The 20,571-nt window shown below is 57.0% G+C and carries 20 protein-coding genes, 1 tRNA gene and 1 pseudogene; 7 read left to right on the forward strand and 15 right to left on the reverse strand.

The window, feature by feature from the left end:
- Positions 1–64: 64 nt before the first annotated feature.
- Together V9G17_10600 and V9G17_10605 are read left to right on the forward strand one after the other, a co-directional pair.
- The gene (locus V9G17_10600) at positions 65–451 is read left to right on the forward strand and encodes a hypothetical protein (protein ID MEI2753044.1); all 387 of its coding nucleotides are present in this window, start codon (positions 65–67) and stop codon (positions 449–451) included.
- The gene (locus tag V9G17_10605) at positions 448–972 is read left to right on the forward strand and encodes a phosphate-starvation-inducible PsiE family protein (GenBank protein ID MEI2753045.1); all 525 of its coding nucleotides are present in this window, start codon (positions 448–450) and stop codon (positions 970–972) included. Before V9G17_10600 ends, V9G17_10605 begins: the two co-directional genes overlap by 4 nt.
- Before the next feature lie 336 nt (positions 973–1,308).
- Here the strand turns inward: V9G17_10605 and V9G17_10610 are convergent, their stop codons facing one another.
- From V9G17_10610 to V9G17_10630, 5 genes are all read right to left on the reverse strand, one after another.
- On the reverse strand, positions 1,309–1,536 hold the full coding sequence (locus V9G17_10610; protein MEI2753046.1) for a hypothetical protein: 228 nt from the start codon (positions 1,534–1,536) through the stop codon (positions 1,309–1,311).
- 23 nt (positions 1,537–1,559) lie between these two features.
- On the reverse strand, positions 1,560–3,005 hold the full coding sequence (locus V9G17_10615) for an amino acid permease (protein ID MEI2753047.1): 1,446 nt from the start codon (positions 3,003–3,005) through the stop codon (positions 1,560–1,562).
- Between the two features lie 63 nt (positions 3,006–3,068).
- Positions 3,069–3,845 carry a gamma-glutamyl-gamma-aminobutyrate hydrolase family protein gene (locus V9G17_10620; protein ID MEI2753048.1) on the reverse strand — a complete coding sequence of 259 codons (777 nt, stop codon included), beginning with the start codon at positions 3,843–3,845 and terminating at the stop codon, positions 3,069–3,071.
- A gap of 1 nt (position 3,846) precedes the next feature.
- Entirely contained in the window at positions 3,847–4,320 is a 474-nt protein-coding gene (locus V9G17_10625; GenBank protein MEI2753049.1) for a hypothetical protein, read from the reverse strand.
- Positions 4,321–4,453: 133 nt separating this feature from the next.
- Positions 4,454–4,912 carry a hypothetical protein gene (locus tag V9G17_10630; GenBank protein ID MEI2753050.1) on the reverse strand — a complete coding sequence of 153 codons (459 nt, stop codon included), beginning with the start codon at positions 4,910–4,912 and terminating at the stop codon, positions 4,454–4,456.
- A 93-nt stretch (positions 4,913–5,005) separates the two neighbouring features.
- Between V9G17_10630 and V9G17_10635 the strand changes: the two genes are divergently transcribed.
- The 3 genes and pseudogenes from V9G17_10635 to V9G17_10645 all read left to right on the forward strand — a co-directional run bounded on the left by V9G17_10635 (position 5,006) and on the right by V9G17_10645 (position 8,246).
- On the forward strand, positions 5,006–6,217 hold the full coding sequence (locus tag V9G17_10635; protein ID MEI2753051.1) for a M24 family metallopeptidase: 1,212 nt from the start codon (positions 5,006–5,008) through the stop codon (positions 6,215–6,217).
- 152 nt (positions 6,218–6,369) lie between these two features.
- Positions 6,370–6,495, forward strand: a pseudogene (gene tatA, locus V9G17_10640) (twin-arginine translocase TatA/TatE family subunit).
- Between the two features lie 941 nt (positions 6,496–7,436).
- Positions 7,437–8,246 carry a HEAT repeat domain-containing protein gene (locus V9G17_10645; GenBank protein ID MEI2753052.1) on the forward strand — a complete coding sequence of 270 codons (810 nt, stop codon included), beginning with the start codon at positions 7,437–7,439 and terminating at the stop codon, positions 8,244–8,246.
- On the opposite strand, the gene V9G17_10650 is transcribed toward V9G17_10645, so the two are convergent.
- From V9G17_10650 to V9G17_10675, 6 genes are all read right to left on the reverse strand, one after another.
- Complete coding sequence (locus V9G17_10650) at positions 8,200–8,718, reverse strand: PilZ domain-containing protein (protein MEI2753053.1); 519 nt, start codon at positions 8,716–8,718, stop codon at positions 8,200–8,202. The two genes, V9G17_10645 and V9G17_10650, sit on opposite strands and share 47 nt — an antisense overlap.
- Positions 8,719–8,783: 65 nt before the next feature.
- Positions 8,784–9,308 carry a PilZ domain-containing protein gene (locus tag V9G17_10655; GenBank protein MEI2753054.1) on the reverse strand — a complete coding sequence of 175 codons (525 nt, stop codon included), beginning with the start codon at positions 9,306–9,308 and terminating at the stop codon, positions 8,784–8,786.
- Positions 9,309–9,523: 215 nt separating this feature from the next.
- A complete protein-coding gene (gene clpX, locus V9G17_10660) occupies positions 9,524–10,780 on the reverse strand; it encodes an ATP-dependent Clp protease ATP-binding subunit ClpX (protein ID MEI2753055.1) in 1,257 nt (418 codons plus the stop codon).
- Positions 10,781–10,806: 26 nt separating this feature from the next.
- Positions 10,807–11,442, reverse strand: a complete 636-nt coding sequence (gene clpP, locus V9G17_10665; GenBank protein ID MEI2753056.1) for an ATP-dependent Clp endopeptidase proteolytic subunit ClpP — start codon at positions 11,440–11,442, stop codon at positions 10,807–10,809.
- Between the two features lie 126 nt (positions 11,443–11,568).
- The gene (gene tig, locus V9G17_10670) at positions 11,569–12,894 is read right to left on the reverse strand and encodes a trigger factor (GenBank protein MEI2753057.1); all 1,326 of its coding nucleotides are present in this window, start codon (positions 12,892–12,894) and stop codon (positions 11,569–11,571) included.
- Positions 12,895–12,955: 61 nt separating this feature from the next.
- A tRNA-Leu gene (locus V9G17_10675) sits at positions 12,956–13,038 on the reverse strand.
- Positions 13,039–13,376: 338 nt separating this feature from the next.
- Between V9G17_10675 and V9G17_10680 the strand changes: the two genes are divergently transcribed.
- A complete protein-coding gene (locus tag V9G17_10680; GenBank protein MEI2753058.1) occupies positions 13,377–14,462 on the forward strand; it encodes a HEAT repeat domain-containing protein in 1,086 nt (361 codons plus the stop codon).
- 56 nt (positions 14,463–14,518) lie between these two features.
- Complete coding sequence (locus V9G17_10685; GenBank protein ID MEI2753059.1) at positions 14,519–15,763, forward strand: ABC transporter substrate-binding protein; 1,245 nt, start codon at positions 14,519–14,521, stop codon at positions 15,761–15,763.
- A 67-nt stretch (positions 15,764–15,830) separates the two neighbouring features.
- Here the strand turns inward: V9G17_10685 and V9G17_10690 are convergent, their stop codons facing one another.
- From V9G17_10690 to V9G17_10705, 4 genes are all read right to left on the reverse strand, one after another.
- Entirely contained in the window at positions 15,831–17,312 is a 1,482-nt protein-coding gene (locus tag V9G17_10690; protein MEI2753060.1) for an OmpA family protein, read from the reverse strand.
- A gap of 246 nt (positions 17,313–17,558) precedes the next feature.
- A complete protein-coding gene (locus V9G17_10695) occupies positions 17,559–18,761 on the reverse strand; it encodes an OmpA family protein (protein MEI2753061.1) in 1,203 nt (400 codons plus the stop codon).
- 71 nt (positions 18,762–18,832) lie between these two features.
- On the reverse strand, positions 18,833–19,258 hold the full coding sequence (gene mscL, locus V9G17_10700) for a large conductance mechanosensitive channel protein MscL (GenBank protein MEI2753062.1): 426 nt from the start codon (positions 19,256–19,258) through the stop codon (positions 18,833–18,835).
- Positions 19,259–19,308: 50 nt separating this feature from the next.
- A complete protein-coding gene (locus V9G17_10705) occupies positions 19,309–20,421 on the reverse strand; it encodes a DUF481 domain-containing protein (GenBank protein ID MEI2753063.1) in 1,113 nt (370 codons plus the stop codon).
- Positions 20,422–20,571 lie beyond the last annotated feature (150 nt).

A 20,571-nucleotide genomic window follows, 5' to 3' on the forward strand; every position in this document is an offset into this window, starting at 1 on the left:
TCTGATTCACTATCGGATCAACTGTACTGTTCCCGGTGTTCCGATTCATTTATTTCGAGGCAGCATGGCAATCAAAAAGGGCGACATTCTCGACGAGCGAAAACGTTTTCCGGATTCGTGCGGGTTAGTGGTCAAGGTGGCCGGCGGTGGCGAGGGATTCCAGAAGATCTTCTGTTGCGGGCATGAACTGACAGAGGACGATGTGGTGCCGGACATCATCTCTTCGAGAGGCCGGAGAAAAGGCGAATTGCTCCCCGGGGCCATGCTGGAAGAAAAGCGGCAGTTTCCCGACTCTTGCGGTTTGCGCGTGATGGTGATCGACGGAGGCGCCGGGTTTCAGGGGGTCAACTGTTGTGGCCATACCGTCACGGCCAAAGCGGTCCACAGCTTGAAATTCGGTCAACCGCGGGAGGACTCTCCCATGCCGACCGGTCAGGCAGGAACCGCATGACGCCACCGGTGACCCCTCCCGGGCCTCTAGAGAAGTCTCGCCGGGCAACCATGCAGTGGTTGCTCGGATTCATGGACCATTTGGACCGGCTGGGGTATGTCGGGGCAGGATTCAGCTTGCTGGCTTTGGGCATGCTGATTTTTGTTCATGCCTGGTACGCCTTTTTTTTGCGCGCTGACAATGTTCCCCTCCTGCCGGCCGGGCTCAAGCTGTTGAATGATCTGCTACTCGTCATCATCCTGCTGGAATTGTTCCGAACGGTGGTGCGGTTTCTTCAAACCGAGGTGCTGGAATTGGAGCCCTACCTGGCGGTTGGCATCATCGCCTGCACGCGACGGGTGTTGACGGCCAGCGCGGAATTGTCCCATCAGCTTGAGGTGGTGACGCGAGAGGCGAGACAGGAACTCTTTCAGCAGTACGTGATGGATGTCGGCCTCAACGTGACCGTGATTATCGTCCTCATCTTGGGTGTCTATCTACTCCGCATGCGTCCCACGAGAGAGCGTCCTGCGGCGGTCTAGTTGAATCTGGACCAAATCGCAGGGGGGATAGGCCCATCTTGCCCTCTTCCCGCCTCTTATGGCATCATGCACCTCTTCTTGGAGGCGTGGTGGCCACATTGCTTGAATATGTGGGGTCAGTGCATATCTATCTCGGGCCGTACCGGGGGAACCCGATTGCCTTGTATTTGAGGCGTACGGAGACCGGATGCCAGATCGGTCCTCGGGCCTATCCATGGAATGACGTGGTGGGTGCGGGAGAAACGCCGAATAAAGCTGCCGCAGATTTTGAAGAAAAGTGGAAAGGCAAAGGGCTGGCAGCCGATATGTATTCAGGCCCTTCCTGGGAAGGCGGGATTAAACCCGAGCGGCCTGCTCCGCCGAAACCCGCTGCGCCACCCAAGCCACCGGCCGCCCCGGCCGCCGGTGCGGCTGCTTCCGCGGCCCCAAGCGCCGCTTCGGCAGCGCCAGGTTCTCCTGCTCCGGCAGCAGTTGCCGCCAAGCCAGCCGCTTCGGCTGCAACCGTGTCACCTGCGCCCACTCCTGTTGCCCCAACCGAAGCCTCGTCCTAGTTTTGCCCATCATCAGTTTCGTCGCGCATGATTCGACTATGCCGGTCGAGGTGTCTCGGTCTGCTCTGTCGAGGGGCTTGTCGCGAGTTTGCTATGGCGCATTCCATACATGACGTAGACCACGATCCCAATGATGGTCCACACAAAGAACCGGATCCAGGTGATCCAGGGGAGGAAGTACATCAGTCCTAGACAGGCCAAGACTCCGAGGATGGGGACGACCGGCATGAATGGCATACGGAAGGGACGTGGATGGTTCGGTTTGGTGTAGCGAAGGACCATGATACCGATACAGACGAGGACAAAGGCGAAGAGCGTCCCGATGTTTGTCATATCCGCTGCCTCCCCGATGGGAATGAGCGCGGCCATGATGGCGACGGCCACGCCTGTCAAATAGGTCGCGTGGTGCGGTGTTCGAAACTTTGGATGGACGCCTGAAAGCCAAGGTCCGAGGAGGCCGTCTCGGGACATGGCGAAAAAGACCCGAATCTGGCCAAGCATCATCACCACCAGGACGCTCGTAATTCCCGCTACCGCTCCGGTCGCCACGATGGCGGCTCCCCACTTGAAGCCGACGATGCGGAGCCCTTCAGCCACCGGTGCGTGGACGTCAATCTGCGAAGAGGGCACTAAGCCGGTCAGGACCGCGGCAACAGAAATATAGAGTACGGTGCAGATGGCCAGTGAGGCGAAGATCCCGATGGGTAAATCCCGTTGAGGGTTCTTGGCTTCTTCGGCGGTGGTGGACACCGCGTCGAACCCGATATAGGCGAAAAATACGATGGCTGCGGCCGCGCCCACGCCGGCAAACCCGAACGGCATAAATGGGGACCAATTGGCCGTGTCGACGGAGGACGTGCCGACCGCAAGGAAGAAGACAATCACGGCGAGCTTGATCAGCACAATGCCGCAGGTGGCGCGTGCGCTTTCCTTCACCCCGATGATCAAGATGCCGGTCACGAGCAGCACGATGATTGCGGCCGGGATGTTTGCGATGCCGCCGTCCGAACCCGGCGGATGAGTAGCCCAGTAGGGGAGTTCAAGGCCGCAGAGTGTGAGGATGTTGTTAAAGTACCCGGACCATCCGATCGCGACGGCCACGCAGGCCACACCGTATTCCAGAATAAGATTCCAGCCTGTCAGCCAGGCCAGAAACTCTCCCAGGGTCGCGTAGGAGTAGGTATAGGCGCTCCCTGCCACCGGGATCATGGCGGCAAACTCGGCATAGCAGAGGGCGGCCAGTGCGCAGGTAATGCCTGAAAGAATGAACGACAACATAATGCCGGGTCCTGCGCCTGGCCGATGCGCATCACCGACGATAGCGGTGCCGATCAATACGAAGATGCCGGTCCCGATGATGGCGCCGATGCCGAGTCCTGTCAGATCCCAGGCCGTCAGACTCCGTTTCAGGCGATGTTCAGGAGCCTCGGAATCAGCGAGAATTCGTTCGATGGATTTGGTGCGAAACAGCGGATTGCCCACACAGTGTCCTCTCTCCGGTGGCGTCACCTCCAGGTCCGCTGTCAGGGCGGACGGAGCACCGTGTCATGAGTTGTTCCCGCGTCTCGCAGGTGAAGGTTGGAGTGCCGGGCGGCGTGAAGCAGCCCGCAAGAATGTCTGAAAGAGTCGCCGGTGTAGGGGGTGGCGTTCGAACAAGAATTCGGGGTGCCATTGCAAGCCGAGGAAGAAGGGGTGCGTCGGATGTTCGATGGCTTCAACGATGCCATCCGGCGCCGTTGCGCTGGCGATGAGGGGATGCCCGACCGCTTTCACCGATTGGTGGTGCGAGCTGTTTACCCGCATGCGGGTGTGTTTGACGATTCGATTGAGCAGGCTGTTGGGTGCGATGGAAACGCTGTGAGAGAGTTGAACGGCCGGCGTTGTCTGTCGATGCTGCAACACGTGATCGACCTGAGCAGGCAGGTCCTGGTAGAGGCTTCCACCGCAGGCGACATTCATGGTTTGCATGCCTCCGCAGATGGCCAAGGTTGGAATGTGACGGCGGATGGCGAGACGGACCAGGTCCAGTTCGAAGCTGGAGCGGCGTTCGGCAACGATCGGAAATGTGAATCGTTTTCGTTCTGCGTAGAGGCTCGGGTCTAAGTCCGGACCGCTTCCTGTCAACAGCAGCCCGTCGATTCCTTGCAGGAGACGCCGGCGGGCAGAGCGGTCTGCCACGAGCGGGAGAATTACCGGCACGCCGCCGAGTTCCTCGATTGCGCGGACGTACCGCGCCCGTAGAAAATACGTGGGCTCTTTGCCGCCCCATTCTTGACGATCACCGGCATTGAAGTCGGGCGTGACTCCGATGACGGGTTTCATGCTAGCGGATGGGTTCCAATGGCAACGGAACTGGTTCCGAGGTGCTGTAGTCACTGACCTCTCGGGCCGGCTCGCTTGAGACACCGAGGAAACGGATGGGTTTATCGCCCTTCAGATGGTCCGGCGTGATGATGTAGGTGCCGTACATGCTCGGGACCCAGATATTCTTGGCGGTCTGTTCACTGAACCCTGAGAAGCCATAGGCTAATCCGCCCACAACCCCGCCTCCGATGGCGAAGGCCAGTTTGAGCGGGAAGTAAACGATCGTGGCCAGTGCGGAGCCTACCTGAACGCCGACACCCGAAGCGCTAGCATCGTTCTGTGAGACAGGTACATTGGAAGCGCCACTCGACTCCTGTGCTGAAACGGGGGCGATGAGTAAGGCCAGCGAACAGATCGTGACAAGACTGAAGACGAAAACTTGGGCCCAGAGGCTGCGTCGTCTTTTAAGTGGCAGATAGACAGAGACGTTCACGTTGGGTGCCTCCTTCGTGCTGAAGCTCCGATGCGGTGGAAAGAAAAATGAATGCCGATGAGTCCGTTGTCGTTATAACAAATTCGCCCCCGTTTTCAAACCCCTTCCGGCTTTGCTGTCAGTCCGTTGTTCATTAGATTTCGGAAATCTCACCCAAGTCCAGTTCGAGGCGAATTCGATCGGTGATCTGTTCCGGTTGGTCGTCGAGGAGTTGATGCAGTTCGTCGGCGAACGCGGCGGCGTCGATCAGTTGATTCACCTGTTCAATTCCTGTCTGGAGGGCCAGATTGAGTGCACTGGTACAGAGTGATTGGACGAGCAGGTCATCGGCGCGGCTGGTCAGCTCCTTGCGTTCGTCTTGATTTCCCGCTTGAAGCAGTCCGGCCAGCCAGGACGTATAATGAATTCGTTCCCTGGCTCGGTCGAGGTGATCCTGAGCCACATCCACCGCCACTTGCACGCCGCCTTTCCAACTCCGCTTCTTCACGTTGAAGATACATCGCAGATGGTTCGGTCGATCCTCGACGACTTCCGGCCCGAAGAAGAAGGTGACGCGGTACTGCGCGGGATCGGATGAGGGAACAATAGCCATAGCGTGTTCAGCGCATTCTAGCATTGCATGGACGGCAGAGGACAGCAGGATTGCGCAGTGGTATCGATTTCGAAATGACGCTATGATGGCCACATGGACGCGTCCGCTCGGTATGCTGCACGGATTACTCGTATTCAGCAGGCCATCCGGGAACAACCGGGGCTTGATGGGTGGTTGTTTTATGACTTTCGTCATCTCGACCCGATTGCCTACCGCGTCTTGTTGTTAGATCCCTCGCGGCATGTCACGCGGCGCTGGTACTACTGGATTCCTGCCGAAGGCACGCCGGTGAAACTCCAGCATCGTATTGAGCCTCATGTGCTGGATGGGCTGCCCGGTGACGCGCGCGAGTATGTCTCCTGGCGGGATCAGCACGCGGCTCTCGGTTCCCTACTGCACGCTGCCAAGCGGGTCGCGATGCAGTATTCGCCGATGAATGCTATTCCGTATCTTTCACGCGTGGATGCCGGCACGATTGATCTGGTGCGCAGTCTCGGTGCGGAGGTGGTGACGTCTGCCGATCTGGTCCAGCAATTTGAGGCGGTGTGGAATGATGTGCAATTGGCGTCGCACCAGGTAGCCGCAGAAGGTTTACGCGCAATTGTGGATGAAGCGTTTGAGTGTGTCGGCACGTCGCTCGGTTCTGGGCGAGGTCTGACTGAATATGAATTGCAACAGTACATTCTTTCTCGCATGCAGGCACGTGGCTTGGTAACGTCGAGTCCGCCGATTGCGGCGGTGAATGCGCATAGCGCGGATCCTCACTATGCACCGGTCAGTGAAGGCTCAGCCCCGATTCGACAGGGAGACCTTGTATTGATCGATCTCTGGGCCAAACAGCCGACTCCCGGAGCGGTCTATGCGGATATCACGTGGACGGGGTTCGTCGGGGCGACGGTGCCTGCCAGGCATCAGGACATTTTTCAGATTGTTCGACGGGCTCGGGATGCGGCTGTTCTTTTTGTGCAGGGGCGTGTGCGAGCCGGCTCTTTCCCCTATGGGTGGGAAGTCGATGATGTCTGCCGCCAGGTGATTCAGGACGCCGGGTATGGACAGTATTTTGTGCATCGAACCGGTCATTCCATCGGCGAGGAAGTGCATGGGAATGGTGCGAACATCGATAATCTGGAGACGCAGGATGCGCGCCGGTTGTTGCCGGGCACCTGCTTTTCGATTGAGCCCGGCATCTACTTGCCGAATGATTTCGGTATTCGGAGTGAACTGGATGTGTATCTTTCCGCCCGCGACGCCGTGGTGTATGGCCAGCCGATTCAGGCCGATCTGCTTCCTATTCCCGTCCTATGAGCTAGGTTTCTTCGGTTGTATTCCTGGGTCGGCTGTGGCTGGTCACCTTTCTTGACACCCTTTGCATCGGGCAGCTATCGTGGGTGTTCGGATGGCCGATGCGGCGTTCTGAGGCCGATGTAGCCCCTATTTGCCGAGGAAGGATATCGAACATGTTTGGCACGATGGGATTCTCCGAGTTGATTATTATCCTAGTGATTGTGTTGATCATTTTTGGAGCTGGGAAACTGCCGCAAATTGGTGAAGGGGTTGGGAAGGCGCTCAAGGGGTTCAAGAAGGAGGTGAATGATATTCCACCTCCTGAGAACGTTACCGAACCGAACGACACGGCTGCTACGCCTGCTCAGATCCAGGCTCAGCCGACGGCGGAAATTGCGCAAGTTGCGCAGCCGGCTGCCGTCGCGTCGGCGCCGTCCGCTCCCAAAGCCACATCGCCATATACCCCAGGCCCTGAGCTCACTCCCGGTACGACGGCCGCGTTGATGGCTGCGGCCGGGCCACAGGGCCCGCAGACGGCTCAACCAGTGAAGCCGCGCGTGGCGACTGTGACGCCGGGGCAGGCGGCAGCGGGGTCGGCCGTTGCGCACAGTCATCAACCACCAACCATGGAAGACCGCATGGCGGCGCCCGCCCCAGTGATGCGCGCGCAGTATCCGCCCCTTCCACCAGGCGCCCAGAGCAAGCCCGTGGCCAAGCGCCCGTCGGCAATTGTGAACAAAGACGCCGTCGCTCGGGTGCAGGCTGCTCAAGCGGCTATGCGAACGAAAGCCGCACAGGCTCAACCGGCAGCATTTTCCGCTCAGGACATGCAGGGTTTGGGAGAGGGATTGGGCGATGCCGTGCGGACCTTCCGGCAAGCGGTCGCGGATGTGCGAAGTTCAGTCGATCCCGAAATGCGAACCATACGGGCCGAAATGGATTCGGCGCAGAAGGAATTGGAGCAGTCCATCGAGGCCGCCAAGCAAGCGCCGGTGCTGGACGACGATGCCCCTGTAAAACCCGTGTAGCAGCGCGTGAAAGAGTTTCTTCCTTAGCCGCCCAGATGGTTCCTCGAAGTCGTGGTGCTCGCGTCACCCTTCACGGTCGCCTTGTTTGTTCTTCGGTCTTGTTATCTTGCCGAGTGCTTCGTCGCCAGCATGATTGGTGAGTCAGGCTTTTTCGCACAGTCTCAGGTTCTCTTCGCAAGTCGTGCGTCTCGATGGTCGGTGTCATGACCTTTATGCGATACGCTCCCACGAGTTTGCGTCGTGTTCAGCTCCACGTTCTCCTGAGTGTGCTTCTGTCTGCTGTGCTGACTGGGTGTTACATCGATACACCGCCGGGAGATCCGGAAATGGTGGCGCAGCGGCTTGTCTATTTGCTGACCGACTCGGATCCGAACGTTCGGCGTACCGCCACAGAAGCGTTGGGGAAGGTCGGCCACCGGTCGGCGAGTGCCGGCCTGATTTTCTCGCTCAATGATCGCGATGCATCTGTTCGCGCGGCGGCCGCGCTTTCTCTGGGACGGTTGGGCGATGGTGAGAGTGGGCCGGCGCTGGTAGAGCGTCTCACGGATTCAGACGAAACCGTTCGAGCGGCATCGGCAGTGGCCCTCGGTGCTATTGAGTTATCCACAGCTCGTGAGTCCCAGATTCTGAAGGTCCTTCACCATCCGCAAGACTTCGCTCGGATCGCTGCCACTCGGGCATTGCTCAACCTGGATACCGTGTCGCTCTCCGCCGATCTCGTCGATGCGCTTCACGATTCGGATACACAAGTTCGTCAGGGAGTGGTGGCGGTGTTGGGCGAGACGGGTGACGGTGGGGCTGTTCCTCACCTGCGTTCATTGCTCAGGACAGATGCGTCTGCAGGCGTGCGTGCTGAGGCAGCCTTTCGGTTGGGGAAAATTGGTACGAGCGATGTGTTGACGGATTTATCGACGATCGCGGTAGTGGATCTGGATGTGGGGGTTCGCGGATGGGCAGGCTGGGCGATTCAGCAGATTAGGCTGTCGCACGAGTTCGGTTCAGGGCAGCCACCAATTCGATGAGCCGTTTCTGAGCCTCCGGGTCGATGTCTGTAAACTGGATACCCATCCCGGGAAATAAGAGATATCGTTCAGGCTTTGAGCGTGTCCAGGCGACCTTCGCACGAGTTTCGAATTTCTGGCTTGGCCGATCCGGCAACGAAAACTCGACGGTTAGCTCGGTACCGGGTGTCAGCGGCGTACTACTTTCAATGAACAACCCGCCGCCACCAATCCCGCCGGTCAGGCTGTCGAAATGTTTGCCATCAGTTGTGGTGCAATGGACTTTGATTGCTAGAGGGGCTCGTGGATGCGCGCGACTATGCGCAAAGAGGGCCTCTTCATCGACCGAGAGCATATATTCAATCAGGGTGCTCCAGGCGAGGATGCTGAGCCGTTTTCCCTTGTCATCGAAGAGGGAAAGGGTTTCTTGGTCGCAGTCGATATCGAGAATTTTCCCCTGGTGTTCGCGAGTGGCGGTAACGGGAAATTTCATCTTCAACTCAGAGGTGTCATGTGTATGGTTGGTGACCTGAAACGGCGGTTCTTCACAGCAGGAGCTTAGTTCGACTCGCCTTGTGGGATGCCCTTGACCGAATGGACGAGGCTTAAGACTCGGTTCCGTGTTTCCGTAGTGATGTCGGTGAATCGGATCCCCATCCCCGGACTAAATGTATATTGGTCGGCCTTTGGGCAGACCCATGCGATCACTCCCTTTGCCGAGAGCCACTCACCAGGAGTTTCGGGCAACGTAAAATCCATGGCGAGCTTGGTTCCTACGGCCAACGGCGTAAAGCTCTCTATAAAGAGTCCCCCTCCGCCGATCCCGCCAGCGCGACTCTCGAATTGGGTGCCTTCAGGGGTATGGTATTTGACGCGTATAGAGAGCGAAATGCGCGGTTCAGATCGAGCCTCGCGGGACTGTGGGGGTTTCCGATACGTCAGAATTTGATCGACGAGAAAGTCCCACGCCAGGCTTCCCATTGGCTCACCGTTGATGCCGACCAATGTGATGAGTTCTTTGGTCGCATCAACCTCGAGGGTTTTGCCCTTGTGTCTACTATTTGAAACCACTGGGAATTTCACGTGCACCGCCCTTCGAAAAGACACCATTGATGGAATAGGCATCTTTCCGCAAGTATACCGCAGGAAACTGGCTTGTCGATAAAAACCTGATATTTGTGTAGGGGGATGCGTGGAATGTGCTCGAACGTGCTTCTTCAGGGGGAAAAGGAAGAGGGGGCGCTAGGCCCCCTCAGGAATAGTCACTGCCCTAATGATGTGAACATGTGGTCGATGGATCAGGCGCTCTTCACGTCTTTATCCTGCTCAAAGATTCGAATTGGAGCGTGTTTCCCGCTGATAGCGTCTTCAGTGATGACAACTTCCTTGATTTGCTTCTGAGAAGGGGCGTCATACATCACATCGAGCATAGCTTCCTCCAGAATGGAGCGTAATCCCCGTGCACCGGTCTTTTGTGTGAATGCTTTGCGGGCTACGGCGCTCAGAGCTCCCTCGGTAAATCGAAGCTTGACCTTCTCGAAAGACAGAAGCTTTTCATATTGTTTGGTGAGCGCGTTTCTGGGCTCAGTAAGGATTCGAATCAACGCCTGCTCGTCGAGCTCGTCTAACGTGGCGACCACGGGCAAGCGACCGATGAATTCCGGGATCAATCCATACTTCAAGAGATCTTCCGGCTGGACATGCGGCAACAACTCGCCCAACCGGATGTCGTTGCGACCTCGGACTTCCGCTCCGAACCCCATTGATTTCTTGTTCATGCGTTGTTCGATGATGTGCTCCAGTCCGACGAATGCTCCACCACAAATGAACAAAATATTGGAGGTGTTTACCTGTATGAATTCTTGATGCGGGTGCTTGCGCCCTCCTTGCGGAGGCACGTTCGCGACGGTCCCTTCGATCAGTTTCAGGAGTGCCTGCTGCACACCCTCACCGGAGACGTCTCTCGTGATGGACGGGCTGTCGCTTTTCCTGCTGATCTTGTCGATTTCGTCGATATACACAATCCCGCGTTCAGCGCGTTCCACATCGTAGTCCGCGGCTTGGAGCAGTTTCAGGATAATGTTTTCGACATCCTCTCCCACGTAACCGGCTTCGGTGAGTGTCGTGGCATCAGCAAGAGTGAAGGGCACGTCAAGAAATTTGGCCAGAGTTTGTGCGAGGAGCGTTTTCCCGGTACCGGTTGGGCCGACGACCAGAATATTGCCTTTTTGGAGTTCGACATCGTCGACATCCTTTTCCTTCGCGGAGATGCGTTTGTAGTGGTTGTGCACGGCAACAGAAAGGATTCGTTTGGCGCGATCCTGGCCAACGACATATTGATCGAGGTGATGTTTGATTTCGGCTGGCTTCTTGAGCTTCGAAGAGATTTCTTCCTTCGCCTCTTCCCAATCCTCTGCGATGATGTCATTGCAGAGGTTGACGCATTCGTCGCAGATATAGACGGTGGGACCGGCGATAAGCTTCCGGACTTCGTCCCGACTTTTCCCGCAGAACGAACAACGCAGGTGCCGATCAATCTTTTCTTGCTTAGCCATGCTGCCTCCTGTACACCAAAGGTCAACTAGCTCTTACCGCCGTCCTTCCCCGAGTCCGTCGACCCGACGGGCTTGAGGCTCTTCAGGGGGCGCGTGATGACTTCGTCGATCAGCCCATACCGCTTGGCTTCCTCGCTCGACATGAAATAGTCTCGCTCGGTGTCCTGGGAGATTTTGTCGAGCGGCTGTCCGGTGTGCTTGGCCATGATTTCGTTCAGGCGTTCGCGAATCTTCAGAATCTCGCGCGCGTGAATATCGATTTCTGTCGCCTGGCCCTGAAAGCCCCCCATTGGCTGATGGATCATGACGCGGGCATTCGGCAAGGCGTAGCGCTTGCCCTTTGTTCCGGCTGTCAGAAGGAAGGCTCCCATGCTTGCAGCCTGGCCCAAGCAGATCGTATTGATAGCCGGCTTGACGTATTGCATCGTATCGTAGATGCCAAGTCCAGCGGTGACGCTTCCTCCAGGGGAATTGATATACAGATTGATATCCTTTTCAGGATCCTCAGCTTCCAGGAAGAGCAGTTGAGCGATGATCAGGTTCGCAAAGACGTCATCGATCGGAGCGCCGAGAAAGATGATGCGGTCTTTAAGCAGGCGTGAGTAGATATCATAAGCACGTTCGCCGCGGTTCGTCTGTTCGATGACAATCGGAACTAGCATTCAGCTGAATCCTTTCCGCTAGAGGCCTGACAGGTGGAAACTCTTCAGTTTACCATACGCATCTAACATGGACTGGGTGATCACCTTCCGGCAATCCAGTGTTGCGACTCCTTGCATCAGATTACACTACCCCTGGATCATCGCGTGTTTGTAAACAAAATCCAATGCTTTGTCCGCCAAAATTCTAGATCGAAGATCATCCAGGGTCTCTTGCCCACCGGCCTGGATCATGCGGGTGACTTCCTCGACCGAGAGTTTAACCTCTGCCGCGAGTCTCGCGATTTCGTTGCCAAGGTCCTCATTCGTGACGGTGATGGATTCCTTCGCCGCAAGCGCTTCAAGAATGAGTCCCACTTTCACGCGGCGCTCAGCTTCCGGGCGCAACTCGTCCTGGAGCTTTTTGGCATCTTCTGTTTGAGGTGAGCCGGACGGCGTGTTGGTACTTTCAGTAGATTTACGCTGATTGGATTGCAACTGTTGTCTGACCATCGCCGACAATTCTCGCTCGACCAAGGTTCCGGGAAGTTCAAAATGGTGGGTTTCTGCCAGTCGCTTGATGATGGTTTCTTTGTATGTATCCTCGATATCTTTCTTCAAGGCCCGTTCCATTTCGGTGCGAAGCTTCTCTCGGATTTCCTGCAATGATTGGTAGGGGCCGCAATCCTTTGCGAACTCGTCGTCTAGCGCCGGGAGTTGTTTTTGCTTCACGGATTTGATGGCACAGCGAAACGTCACAGTCTTGCCCGCGACTCGAGTATCGGGGTGTGTGGCCGGATAGGCTTGTGGAATGGTGACGATCTCGCCGTCCTTTTTGCCGGCAAGGTGCGCTTCGATGTCGAGGCCAAGAACAGAGGCATGTGACCCCATCTTGTGCAGGTGTCCGTCCTTGGTCGTGCCGTCAAGCGGCGTGCCATCTAAGGTTCCGGCAATGTCTAGAACCGCGAAGTCGCCGTCCGCCAATGCCGTTCCTGTGGGGGCCGGGTGTAATTGCGCCATTTGCTCGCGGAGGACCTCAAGCGCTTTTTGGACTTGCTCGTCTGTGACGGTTCGCTGATCCTGCTTCAAGGAAATAGGGTTCGGAGCCTTGTAATCTCGAAGCTCGATGGTCGGCTTGATTTCAACCGTTGCCGTGAAGCTAAAGGGAGTGTCTTTCTTGACTTTGACTCGTTCTAGAGGCGGTATTTCCACGAGCACCGGAACGATGCCTGCCTGCCGGATGGCTCGATCATAATAATCCGGGACCAAGCTGCGAATCACATCCTCTTCGATGGTCTTCGCGTAGCGCTTCTCCAGCAATTGCAGCGGAGCCTTACCGGGTCGAAATCCTGGAATGCGAACTTGTCGATTCAACTCCGAGTAGGCTTGAACAAAACGCACGTTGACTTCATCAGCCGGGACTTCGATTTTAAGGGCCCGCTTCATGGGGCCGAGTTCGGTCATTTCCATTTTCATAAGGCTATTCGCGTCCTCCGAATCCGAAAAGTGAGGTGCATCACGCTACATGTATGAGTGGTGGTGCGAGAGGGGGGACTTGAACCCCCACGGTTACCCACGAGATCCTAAGTCTCGCGCGTCTGCCAGTTCCGCCACTCTCGCGCGACGCTGGGTATTGGGTTGCTTATCGATGATACATATGGAATGCGTCTGTGAGTGGAAAGTCACGATGAATAATGACATTTTGTACCGTCGATCGAGTCTGCCTGTCAACCCATACGCAGGTGGGGCCTGTGTATGAGCCGGTGCTTTGGACTGGAAGGAAATCGTGGAGTGAACGCAAGAAAATAGGGACACGTGCTGCCGGTTGTTTACGATGTCTGGCGGTCGTTCGTGGTCTGGGGCGATCTTAGAGAGTATGGGAGAGTATAATGGGGGCATCAATGCTCGTGTCGCTCGGATCCTTCGTCCAGGCGCCCTTAGAGAAGGAGAAAGTGTGTATGACACGGAGTTGTTCGACGGCTGCAGCCTTGTTCATCCTGGCAATCTTGGGCATCGCTTCTTCTGCAGAGGCCTATCGTGATTACTTTAGTGATGCGCAAAAGGCGGAGCTGGCACATATTCGCACGGTTCTTATCGAGGTCATCGCGCTGACCGACAAGGGGGCTGGTCACGCGGACGGCATCAGAAATGTCGTTATGCGGCGCATGGAGGAACTGGGCTATACGGTCGTTGCGGACCCTGGCCTCTCTCATGATGTTGCCGTGCGGGTCAAATGCGAGCAACGCAAGACCTGGGAAGGGACTGCGTCGGCTGGCGGAGATCATGATTTGTTGGACGCTCCTTCTCGCCTCTGGAAGGGGCCGGCGTGTCAGGTGACTTATGCGTTAGGTGGGATGAAGATCAAGTGGCAGAAAGAGGTGCGGACGGAATTTGAGGATGCCACCCAGGCTGCTCAATCGGCCCAGGCCGGCGAGCCTGGTTCTTATGCCTTGGCGGCCCTCCAGGGTGAGTTGGAGAAGTATGAGTTTCCCCTCCTCCTGACGGCCGAATGGGGGCAGCCTGATCGACTGTTGAAATTGATGGAGGCCACTGACACCAACCAGCTCAGGAAATTGAAGATTATTTCACTGCTGGGGGAGATGGTGGCCGATGAAGCCTTGCCCCAACTCACGGAGGCGTTGAAGGATAAAGATCTGGCAAAGCAGGCGGCGGTGGCCTTGGGCAATATGGGAAAAGAAGGAATCCCGGTGCTTATCGATATTTTAAGATATTCCAAACAGGCTGATCTGCAGGCGGCGGCGGCTAAAGGGCTGGGTGATCTCGGGAATATTCACAGCGACCCGAGGGTCGTACCGCCGCTTCTTGATATGCTGGATGCGCCCGGCATTGACATTATAGTGCAAACGGAAATTGCCTGGGCCTTGGGGCGGGTCCCAGACAGGCGATCGGTTGAGCCGCTGTTTGCCCTCGATCGTAAGCTACAGAAGATTCGGAATGATCCGCCTGACCCTCAAATCAAGAAACTAAAAGAGGCGGTCTTTTGGTCAATCAAGCAGGTATACACTGAGGACCAGTACAGCTGAATCGCAATGCACAATCTTCCAGTTGGGTGTGAGCGATTACAAAGGAGCGCACGTGTATGAGTGTGATCTCGCGACGACGGTTCTTGCAAGTATCGGCCATGGCCGGCAGCGCACTGCTTTTGAGCGATGTGACCGACCGTGTGCTAGGTCTCTCGCCCAATAAATCGGTGGCCTCTGCTGCAGAGCCGATCAAGATCGGGATTCTTGATCCGCTGTCGAGTCCCTATAAGACATCCTCGATCCATGATGTGCACGGGGCAAACGTGGCGGTGGATCTGTTCAACAAGCGTGGTGGTGTCCTGGGGCGGCCGGTGGTGATTCTCGAGGCTGATGATGCGTCGAACCCTGAGACAGCTCTTCAGGCTGCCAAGAAGTTCGTCCATGACGATCGCGTAGACGTTCTGATGGGCACGTTCAACGCAGACTGTGCGCTCGTCGTGTCAGAGTTGGCAAAGAAGGAGAATAAGTTGTTCATGGTCACGGGCGCTCATCTTCCCGAGTTGACCGGAGCTGCGTGTAGTTCACACACCTTCGTGTTTATGCCGAATGCTTCGATGATGGCACAAGCGGTCGTGCCGCACTTGGTCAAGGCATACGGCCCTCGCTGGTACATGCTGACGACCAGCTCGTTGGATGGCAAAGCTATGGCTCAAGCCATGGTCACGGCCGGTCAGGCTCATGGGGTGGAGTTTGTGGGCGAGACGCTGGTGCCCTTTGGAGCAACCGACTTCAGTGCGGCATTGACCGTGGCTAAGGACAAACATCCGACACTCGTGGTGCTCAACCTCTATGGGTGGGACTTGGTCCACGCGTTGAAGGCCTACACGAAACTCGAGTTGGCCAAAGATAAAATCGGTGTCGGGGGAATGATCGCGGGGGAACAAATTGGCCGGCCGCTTGGGTATGCCAACAATGCCGGCATTTGGGGACTGATCTGGGACCCGAAGGTCGACAGTGAGGGTTCGAGACGGTTTATTCAGGGCGTGGTCGATAAGTATAGTCACACGCCCACTTCGCGTTGTTATCTCGGATATACCGCCATGACGCAGATCCTCGAGGCGATTCAGCGCGCGGGGTCGACCGATGCCCAAGCTCTGATTAAGGTATTGGAAGGACACGAGTTTGATGGGCTCAAAGAAGGTCGGTCGTACTTCAGGGCTGCAGATCATCAGCATGTGCAGGATGTGTTGGTCGGAGAAGCCTACGGCAAAGAGTTAGGACTGGGGCATTACAAGATTCTGGCACGGGTTGGAGGTGAGGGTGTTGCGGCTCTGGCCCAGCCGGGGGTCTGTCAGCTGTAAGAGTTGTGTGATGATGTGTCGGGGGAGTCCACGGCGCCCACCGATGCAATCCCCTTGGAGAAGCAACCTAGTGTATGGCGCTGAGCGCTGCGAGGCGATCGTGTTCGCGTCCTGACTCCTCGACCGCTGACGCAACAGTCGGATTCTGGAAGATGATCAATTCCAGCCGACGATTCTTCTGTCTTCCCTGCTCAGTAGCATTGGATGTGAGCGGGCGTGTATCGGCCAGTCCCACGGCCTTTGTTCGGTCGGCAGGCATCCCTCCGGTCACTAATGCCCTGCGAGCATTCTCCGCACGAGCCCAAGAAAACGCTTTATTGTCGGGGAATGATTTTTGGAGGCCTTTGCTGAGGGCCTGATTGTCGGTGTGGCCGGTGACTTGTACGAATTTGTCGGAAAGCGGACCCAGCACAGTGCCGATTCGTTTCAGCATGGTGGTGCCTTCCGGGGTCAGCGACGCGTCGCCGGCAGTAAATAGCCAGTTGCTTGCGAGTGCAACCGTCAATCGGTTTCCATCCTGTCTGAAGCTGAGGGTTTTTTGCCCACTGTCCGTGGACAGGACTCTGAGGAGTTCTTCCTTCACGTCTGCAAAGTTTCCACTCCTGGCTTCTGATTGTGAAGAAGGACTCTGAGATGGGCCTCCACTGCGGCCGGTAGATTTTCCCGTGAGTGCGGATTTTTCGCCGAGCGTCGGTCTTCCGGTCTCGCCCGCTGATTGGTCCGTAGACGCGACGCGTTGCCGGCCCGTGGGGGGAGTATTCCTGGGTCGTGGAGCCACATCCCGCACCTGTTCATTTATCTGCTGTTCGAGTGCTGCGATACGGTGTCTGGCCTGATGGATTTCCGCAATCATCGCGTTATATTGCGGCACCAATTTGTCTCGTTCCAAGAGGCGGGACCGAACCGTTTCATAGGCTTTCTCTCGGTCTTTGAGCTGCTGGTCGAGCGTGCTAATGCGGGCTTTCAACGAATCGATGGTGGTGGTGGCGGTCTGTAGCTGCGCTTCGAGGCTCTCCCGCTCAGCGGCTCCCATACGAACCGCGCGGAGCTCATGATCTTGCCGGGCGATGTGAGCCTCCAGGTCAATGATTCGGCGCCGAGCCACCTCAAGTTCTGCGACGGCCGTCGAGCGGGATTGGAGGGCGACCAGGTCTTTGTCTCGTGCCGCCAGCTGTTGCTCAAGTGTTCCAATGCGTTGACGAGCCTGTCCTAACTCGTGAGTCGTGGCCGCTAATTGCCCAGTTAGTTTCTCGCGCTCAGGGCCTAACCGTCTCAATTCTACGAGTTCCGCCTCCTTGGCACTCAGCAATTGATCATAGGATGCGGCGGCGGGTTCGCTCTGTCGATCGCCAAGCCGGCTTTCGAGGTCGCGAATCCGGTCGTGGAATTCCCCAAGGGTCGCCAGTAACTGCTCACGCTCCTGTTGGAGGGCTAGGAGCTTCGCCTCAGTCGATGAGGATTGCGTTGCCAGGGTTTGCGCGTAGGTGACGGGAACAGATTGTGCGATGAGGGAATTGAGAATGATGAGCGTCCAAATAGCTCGTCTCATACGATCTCTCCCTGGCGACTGGGCGCAGCTAATGTGGGGTGCCTGAGGTCGGCAGTCATCCAAGGAAATCCAGACGGGGCAGCGGGGAGAGACGACTGAAACCGAACTGACGGATGGGGATCAGTCGGTGTGAACACTGCGTGCCTAGTAAATAGGTGGTACAAGATGCACGCCCCAAGAACACGCATAGTACTTTAGCGTGTTCTTGGGGTAGATGCAAGTCGACAGGGCCGAGCAGGTTGTTCGTTATTGGCCGACGACGATCTCGACGCGCCGGTTTTTCTGCCGACCTTCGGCGGTTGCGTTACTGGCAATCGGCCGGCTGTCCGCATGCCCCGTCGCGTCAATTTTTGCCGCCGCCATGCCGCCGTCGGTCAACGCTTGACGTGCACTTTCGGCGCGGGCTTGAGAGAGTTCGAGGTTCGTCGGATACGTCTTCGCCAGTCTTCCCTTGATCGGCACGTTATCGGTGTGGCCGACCACATGGATCGAACGATCAGGATACTGCTTCAACACGCTGCCGATACGGTGCAGAACATCCGCCCCACCCGGCTTGAGCGTGGCTTCCCCGGAGTCGAACAGCAAAGTGGTGGCCAGTCCGAGCGTGAGTTGGTCGCCCAACTGCTTCATCGTGACGTTGCCTTTAGCCACTTCAGCCTGCAACAGTTTCGAGAGATCATCTTTTGCCTCGGCCAGGCTGGTTTTGTGTTGATCCAACGCACCTTTGAGGTTGGCCATTTCGTGATCTCGGCGCCCGAGCTCGCTTTCGAGGTCTGATGCTCGCTGTTTGGCCGCGGCAAGATCTGCGACAAGTTTCTCACGGTCGCTCGCTGCGTTTTTTAGGCCTGCCAGTTCGTGGTCCTTGGCGGCCAGCTGTCGCTCCAATTCGGTAATCCGTTGTTTGGCCTGCGCCAGCTCGGACGAAAGGCGATCTCGGTCGGCCGCATTTCCTTTCAGTCCGGTCAGTTCCCGATCCTTCGAGGACAGCTGTCCCTGGAGCGCCGCCAATTGTGTGGCTAAGTGGTCCTTCTCACCGACGCCACTTCTCAGGGCTGCCAGTTCCTGATCCTTCGCCGACAGTTGCCGTTCGGCCGTAGACAGTTGATTGGCCAGCCGGTCCTTGTCGCCGGAGGTCGTCCGAAGCGCGGCTAATTCCTGATCGCGTTGGCTGAGTTGAGCGTCAAGCCCAGCGGCTCGAGTCTTCGCCTGATCCAGTTCGCCGGTGAGCGAGGAGCGAAGCCGGGCCAGCTCCGCATCGCGGTTGGCGTTCTGTTGCTCAAGGTCTGCTATCCTGGCATCGCGCGGATCGGGCTTCGGCGGGAGTGGCTTCGCGACAGCCTTCATTTCATTTAACGCCCGGCTTGCGGTGTCATTGGGTGCCTGTGGCGTGGTGCAGGCGGTAAGCAGCAAGGCGCTCACTACCAGGGGAATGATGCGAGAGTCGGTCATGGAATCCTCCTTTGAAAGCCGCGAGGTTGCGGAACGTGCATGCGGTGTCCACCAACCGTGAGGAAACGGGGTCAGTGACGTTGATTCTTTAAGAGATCTCGGATTTCTGTCAGGAGCACTTCTTCCTTGGGCGGGGCAGGCGGCGGCCCGGGCGGGGTCGCTTTCTTAAAACGGTTCATTTGTTTGATGACCATGAAAATCACGAAGGCCAGAATAGTAAAGTCGAGCAGGGTCTGCAAAAAGACGCCGTAGTTAATGGTGGCGGCTCCGGCAGCTTTGGCTGCGGCCAGCGATTTTCCCTTGGCGTCCTCGGTCAACGGGATGAAGAGGCTTGAGAAGTCCACTTTTCCCATCAACAGGCCGATGGGGGGCATCAGGATATCGCTGACGACGGATGAGACGATCTTTCCGAACGCCCCGCCGATGATAACTCCCACGGCCATATCGAGCACATTGCCCTTGACGGCAAACTCCTTAAATTCACTCATCATGCCCATCGCACCACCTCCTTGTGTGAACCAAATGTGTGTGGCCCCTGGTTCGGACCCTACTGTTTCCGGCTGGTGTCGAAGCTGTATCCCAGCGTGATCAGATAGAGATTGTCGGTATCCGACACGCCCGGTGGGGGGTTCTTGTTATACCGCATGGTCCACTGAAACCCGCTGACCAACCCTCCCCACACTTTGAACCGCAATCCGGTGTCGGCCGTTACGTAGAGGTCTTTCGAATTGGCCAACGACTGAAACCCTTCCTGGAAGTGGTACAGGCTGACCTGATCGCCGCCCCAGAGCGGCCAATTCCATTTCACGGCCCATCGACCGCGAGTGCTGGACTTATCATCGGCGAGTTTAAAATCTTCGTTGAAGTAGGCGGCGCCGGCTTCCGCCCAGAGGGTCATGTCTTTGAAGACACCGGCCAGGTCACCGCGATCGAGGAATTGATAGCCGGGGCCCGTGGCAAGCGCCGTGCGCAGTTTGAGATCTTGAAAGGTATCTTGTTCGAAGTAGGCGGACGCGAACCAATACAACCGCTTCGAAAGGAAGAAGTCAAGTTTGATGGTGCCGCGGCTGTTTCTCACGATGAGGGCTTGGGCGTTATCGCCGTAGATATAGCGTCCCAGGATCGTCAGGCGAAGCGATTCGCTGCGGGCAGAGAGTTCGCCCAGTAAACTGCCGTTCCGCAAGTGGCTGTTGCCGGTCGTTTGCGAGAACCCGGCCTGGACGGCGCCGGTATAGATGACGGAAGGTTGGTTCATTCCCACTACCGTATCGAGCGGAATCGCCATGGATGTTCCGGTCGGCGCAACCTTCAGGAGCATGCTCCCAGGTTCGGCAGATTGTGCGGTGCCGACCACCGTCGTGCCTTCTTTGAGCATAAACGGCACAGGACGATTGACGGTGAGCTTGGCCACGTTCGGCCACATGACTTTGACGATGTCCTCTCCGGCGGTCGGTCCGAAACTGGTCTTGATGTGCAATTCGTCCGCGACCATGCCAAGGACTTGGCCATAGATCACCGTTCCGTCCTTGAGAGTGACGGCATCCAGGGGCGTCGCCGTGGGCGCCGTGTCCGCTGAGGTCGGAGGTTCAGCTCGCGCAATGGAGGTCGCGAGCGTCATGACCAAAAGCGCAAAAAAGAGGGATCCGAGTCGGCGTATCATGCAGGTTCTCCTTCTGGGTCTTGTATAGGGCATGCGCACAGTGGCCGTGCGCTCAGTAAGGAACGTTCGCGATGTATAATTGATTCTGCTTAGGAGGTCAACAGTTTGATGTGCGAAACGTTCTCCGTGGTGGTTCGGTCTGGTGCGTAG

Origin of the sequence: Nitrospira sp. (assembly GCA_037045225.1) — a bacterium.
Taxonomy (GTDB): domain Bacteria; phylum Nitrospirota; class Nitrospiria; order Nitrospirales; family Nitrospiraceae; genus Nitrospira_A.

Coding starts and splice junctions, on each gene's coding strand:
- V9G17_10600 (MEI2753044.1), top strand. CDS start 65: ATGGCAATCAAAAAGGGCGACATTCTCGACGAGCGAAAACGTTTTCCG.
- V9G17_10605 (MEI2753045.1), top strand. CDS start 448: ATGACGCCACCGGTGACCCCTCCCGGGCCTCTAGAGAAGTCTCGCCGG.
- V9G17_10610 (MEI2753046.1), bottom strand. CDS start 1,536: ATGATGGGCAAAACTAGGACGAGGCTTCGGTTGGGGCAACAGGAGTGG.
- V9G17_10620 (MEI2753048.1), bottom strand. CDS start 3,845: ATGAAACCCGTCATCGGAGTCACGCCCGACTTCAATGCCGGTGATCGT.
- V9G17_10630 (MEI2753050.1), bottom strand. CDS start 4,912: ATGGCTATTGTTCCCTCATCCGATCCCGCGCAGTACCGCGTCACCTTC.
- V9G17_10635 (MEI2753051.1), top strand. CDS start 5,006: ATGGACGCGTCCGCTCGGTATGCTGCACGGATTACTCGTATTCAGCAG.
- V9G17_10645 (MEI2753052.1), top strand. CDS start 7,437: ATGCGATACGCTCCCACGAGTTTGCGTCGTGTTCAGCTCCACGTTCTC.
- V9G17_10650 (MEI2753053.1), bottom strand. CDS start 8,718: ATGAAATTTCCCGTTACCGCCACTCGCGAACACCAGGGGAAAATTCTC.
- clpX (MEI2753055.1), bottom strand. CDS start 10,780: ATGGCTAAGCAAGAAAAGATTGATCGGCACCTGCGTTGTTCGTTCTGC.
- clpP (MEI2753056.1), bottom strand. CDS start 11,442: ATGCTAGTTCCGATTGTCATCGAACAGACGAACCGCGGCGAACGTGCT.
- tig (MEI2753057.1), bottom strand. CDS start 12,894: ATGAAAATGGAAATGACCGAACTCGGCCCCATGAAGCGGGCCCTTAAA.
- V9G17_10680 (MEI2753058.1), top strand. CDS start 13,377: ATGACACGGAGTTGTTCGACGGCTGCAGCCTTGTTCATCCTGGCAATC.
- V9G17_10685 (MEI2753059.1), top strand. CDS start 14,519: ATGAGTGTGATCTCGCGACGACGGTTCTTGCAAGTATCGGCCATGGCC.
- V9G17_10690 (MEI2753060.1), bottom strand. CDS start 17,312: ATGAGACGAGCTATTTGGACGCTCATCATTCTCAATTCCCTCATCGCA.
- V9G17_10695 (MEI2753061.1), bottom strand. CDS start 18,761: ATGACCGACTCTCGCATCATTCCCCTGGTAGTGAGCGCCTTGCTGCTT.
- mscL (MEI2753062.1), bottom strand. CDS start 19,258: ATGGGCATGATGAGTGAATTTAAGGAGTTTGCCGTCAAGGGCAATGTG.
- V9G17_10705 (MEI2753063.1), bottom strand. CDS start 20,421: ATGATACGCCGACTCGGATCCCTCTTTTTTGCGCTTTTGGTCATGACG.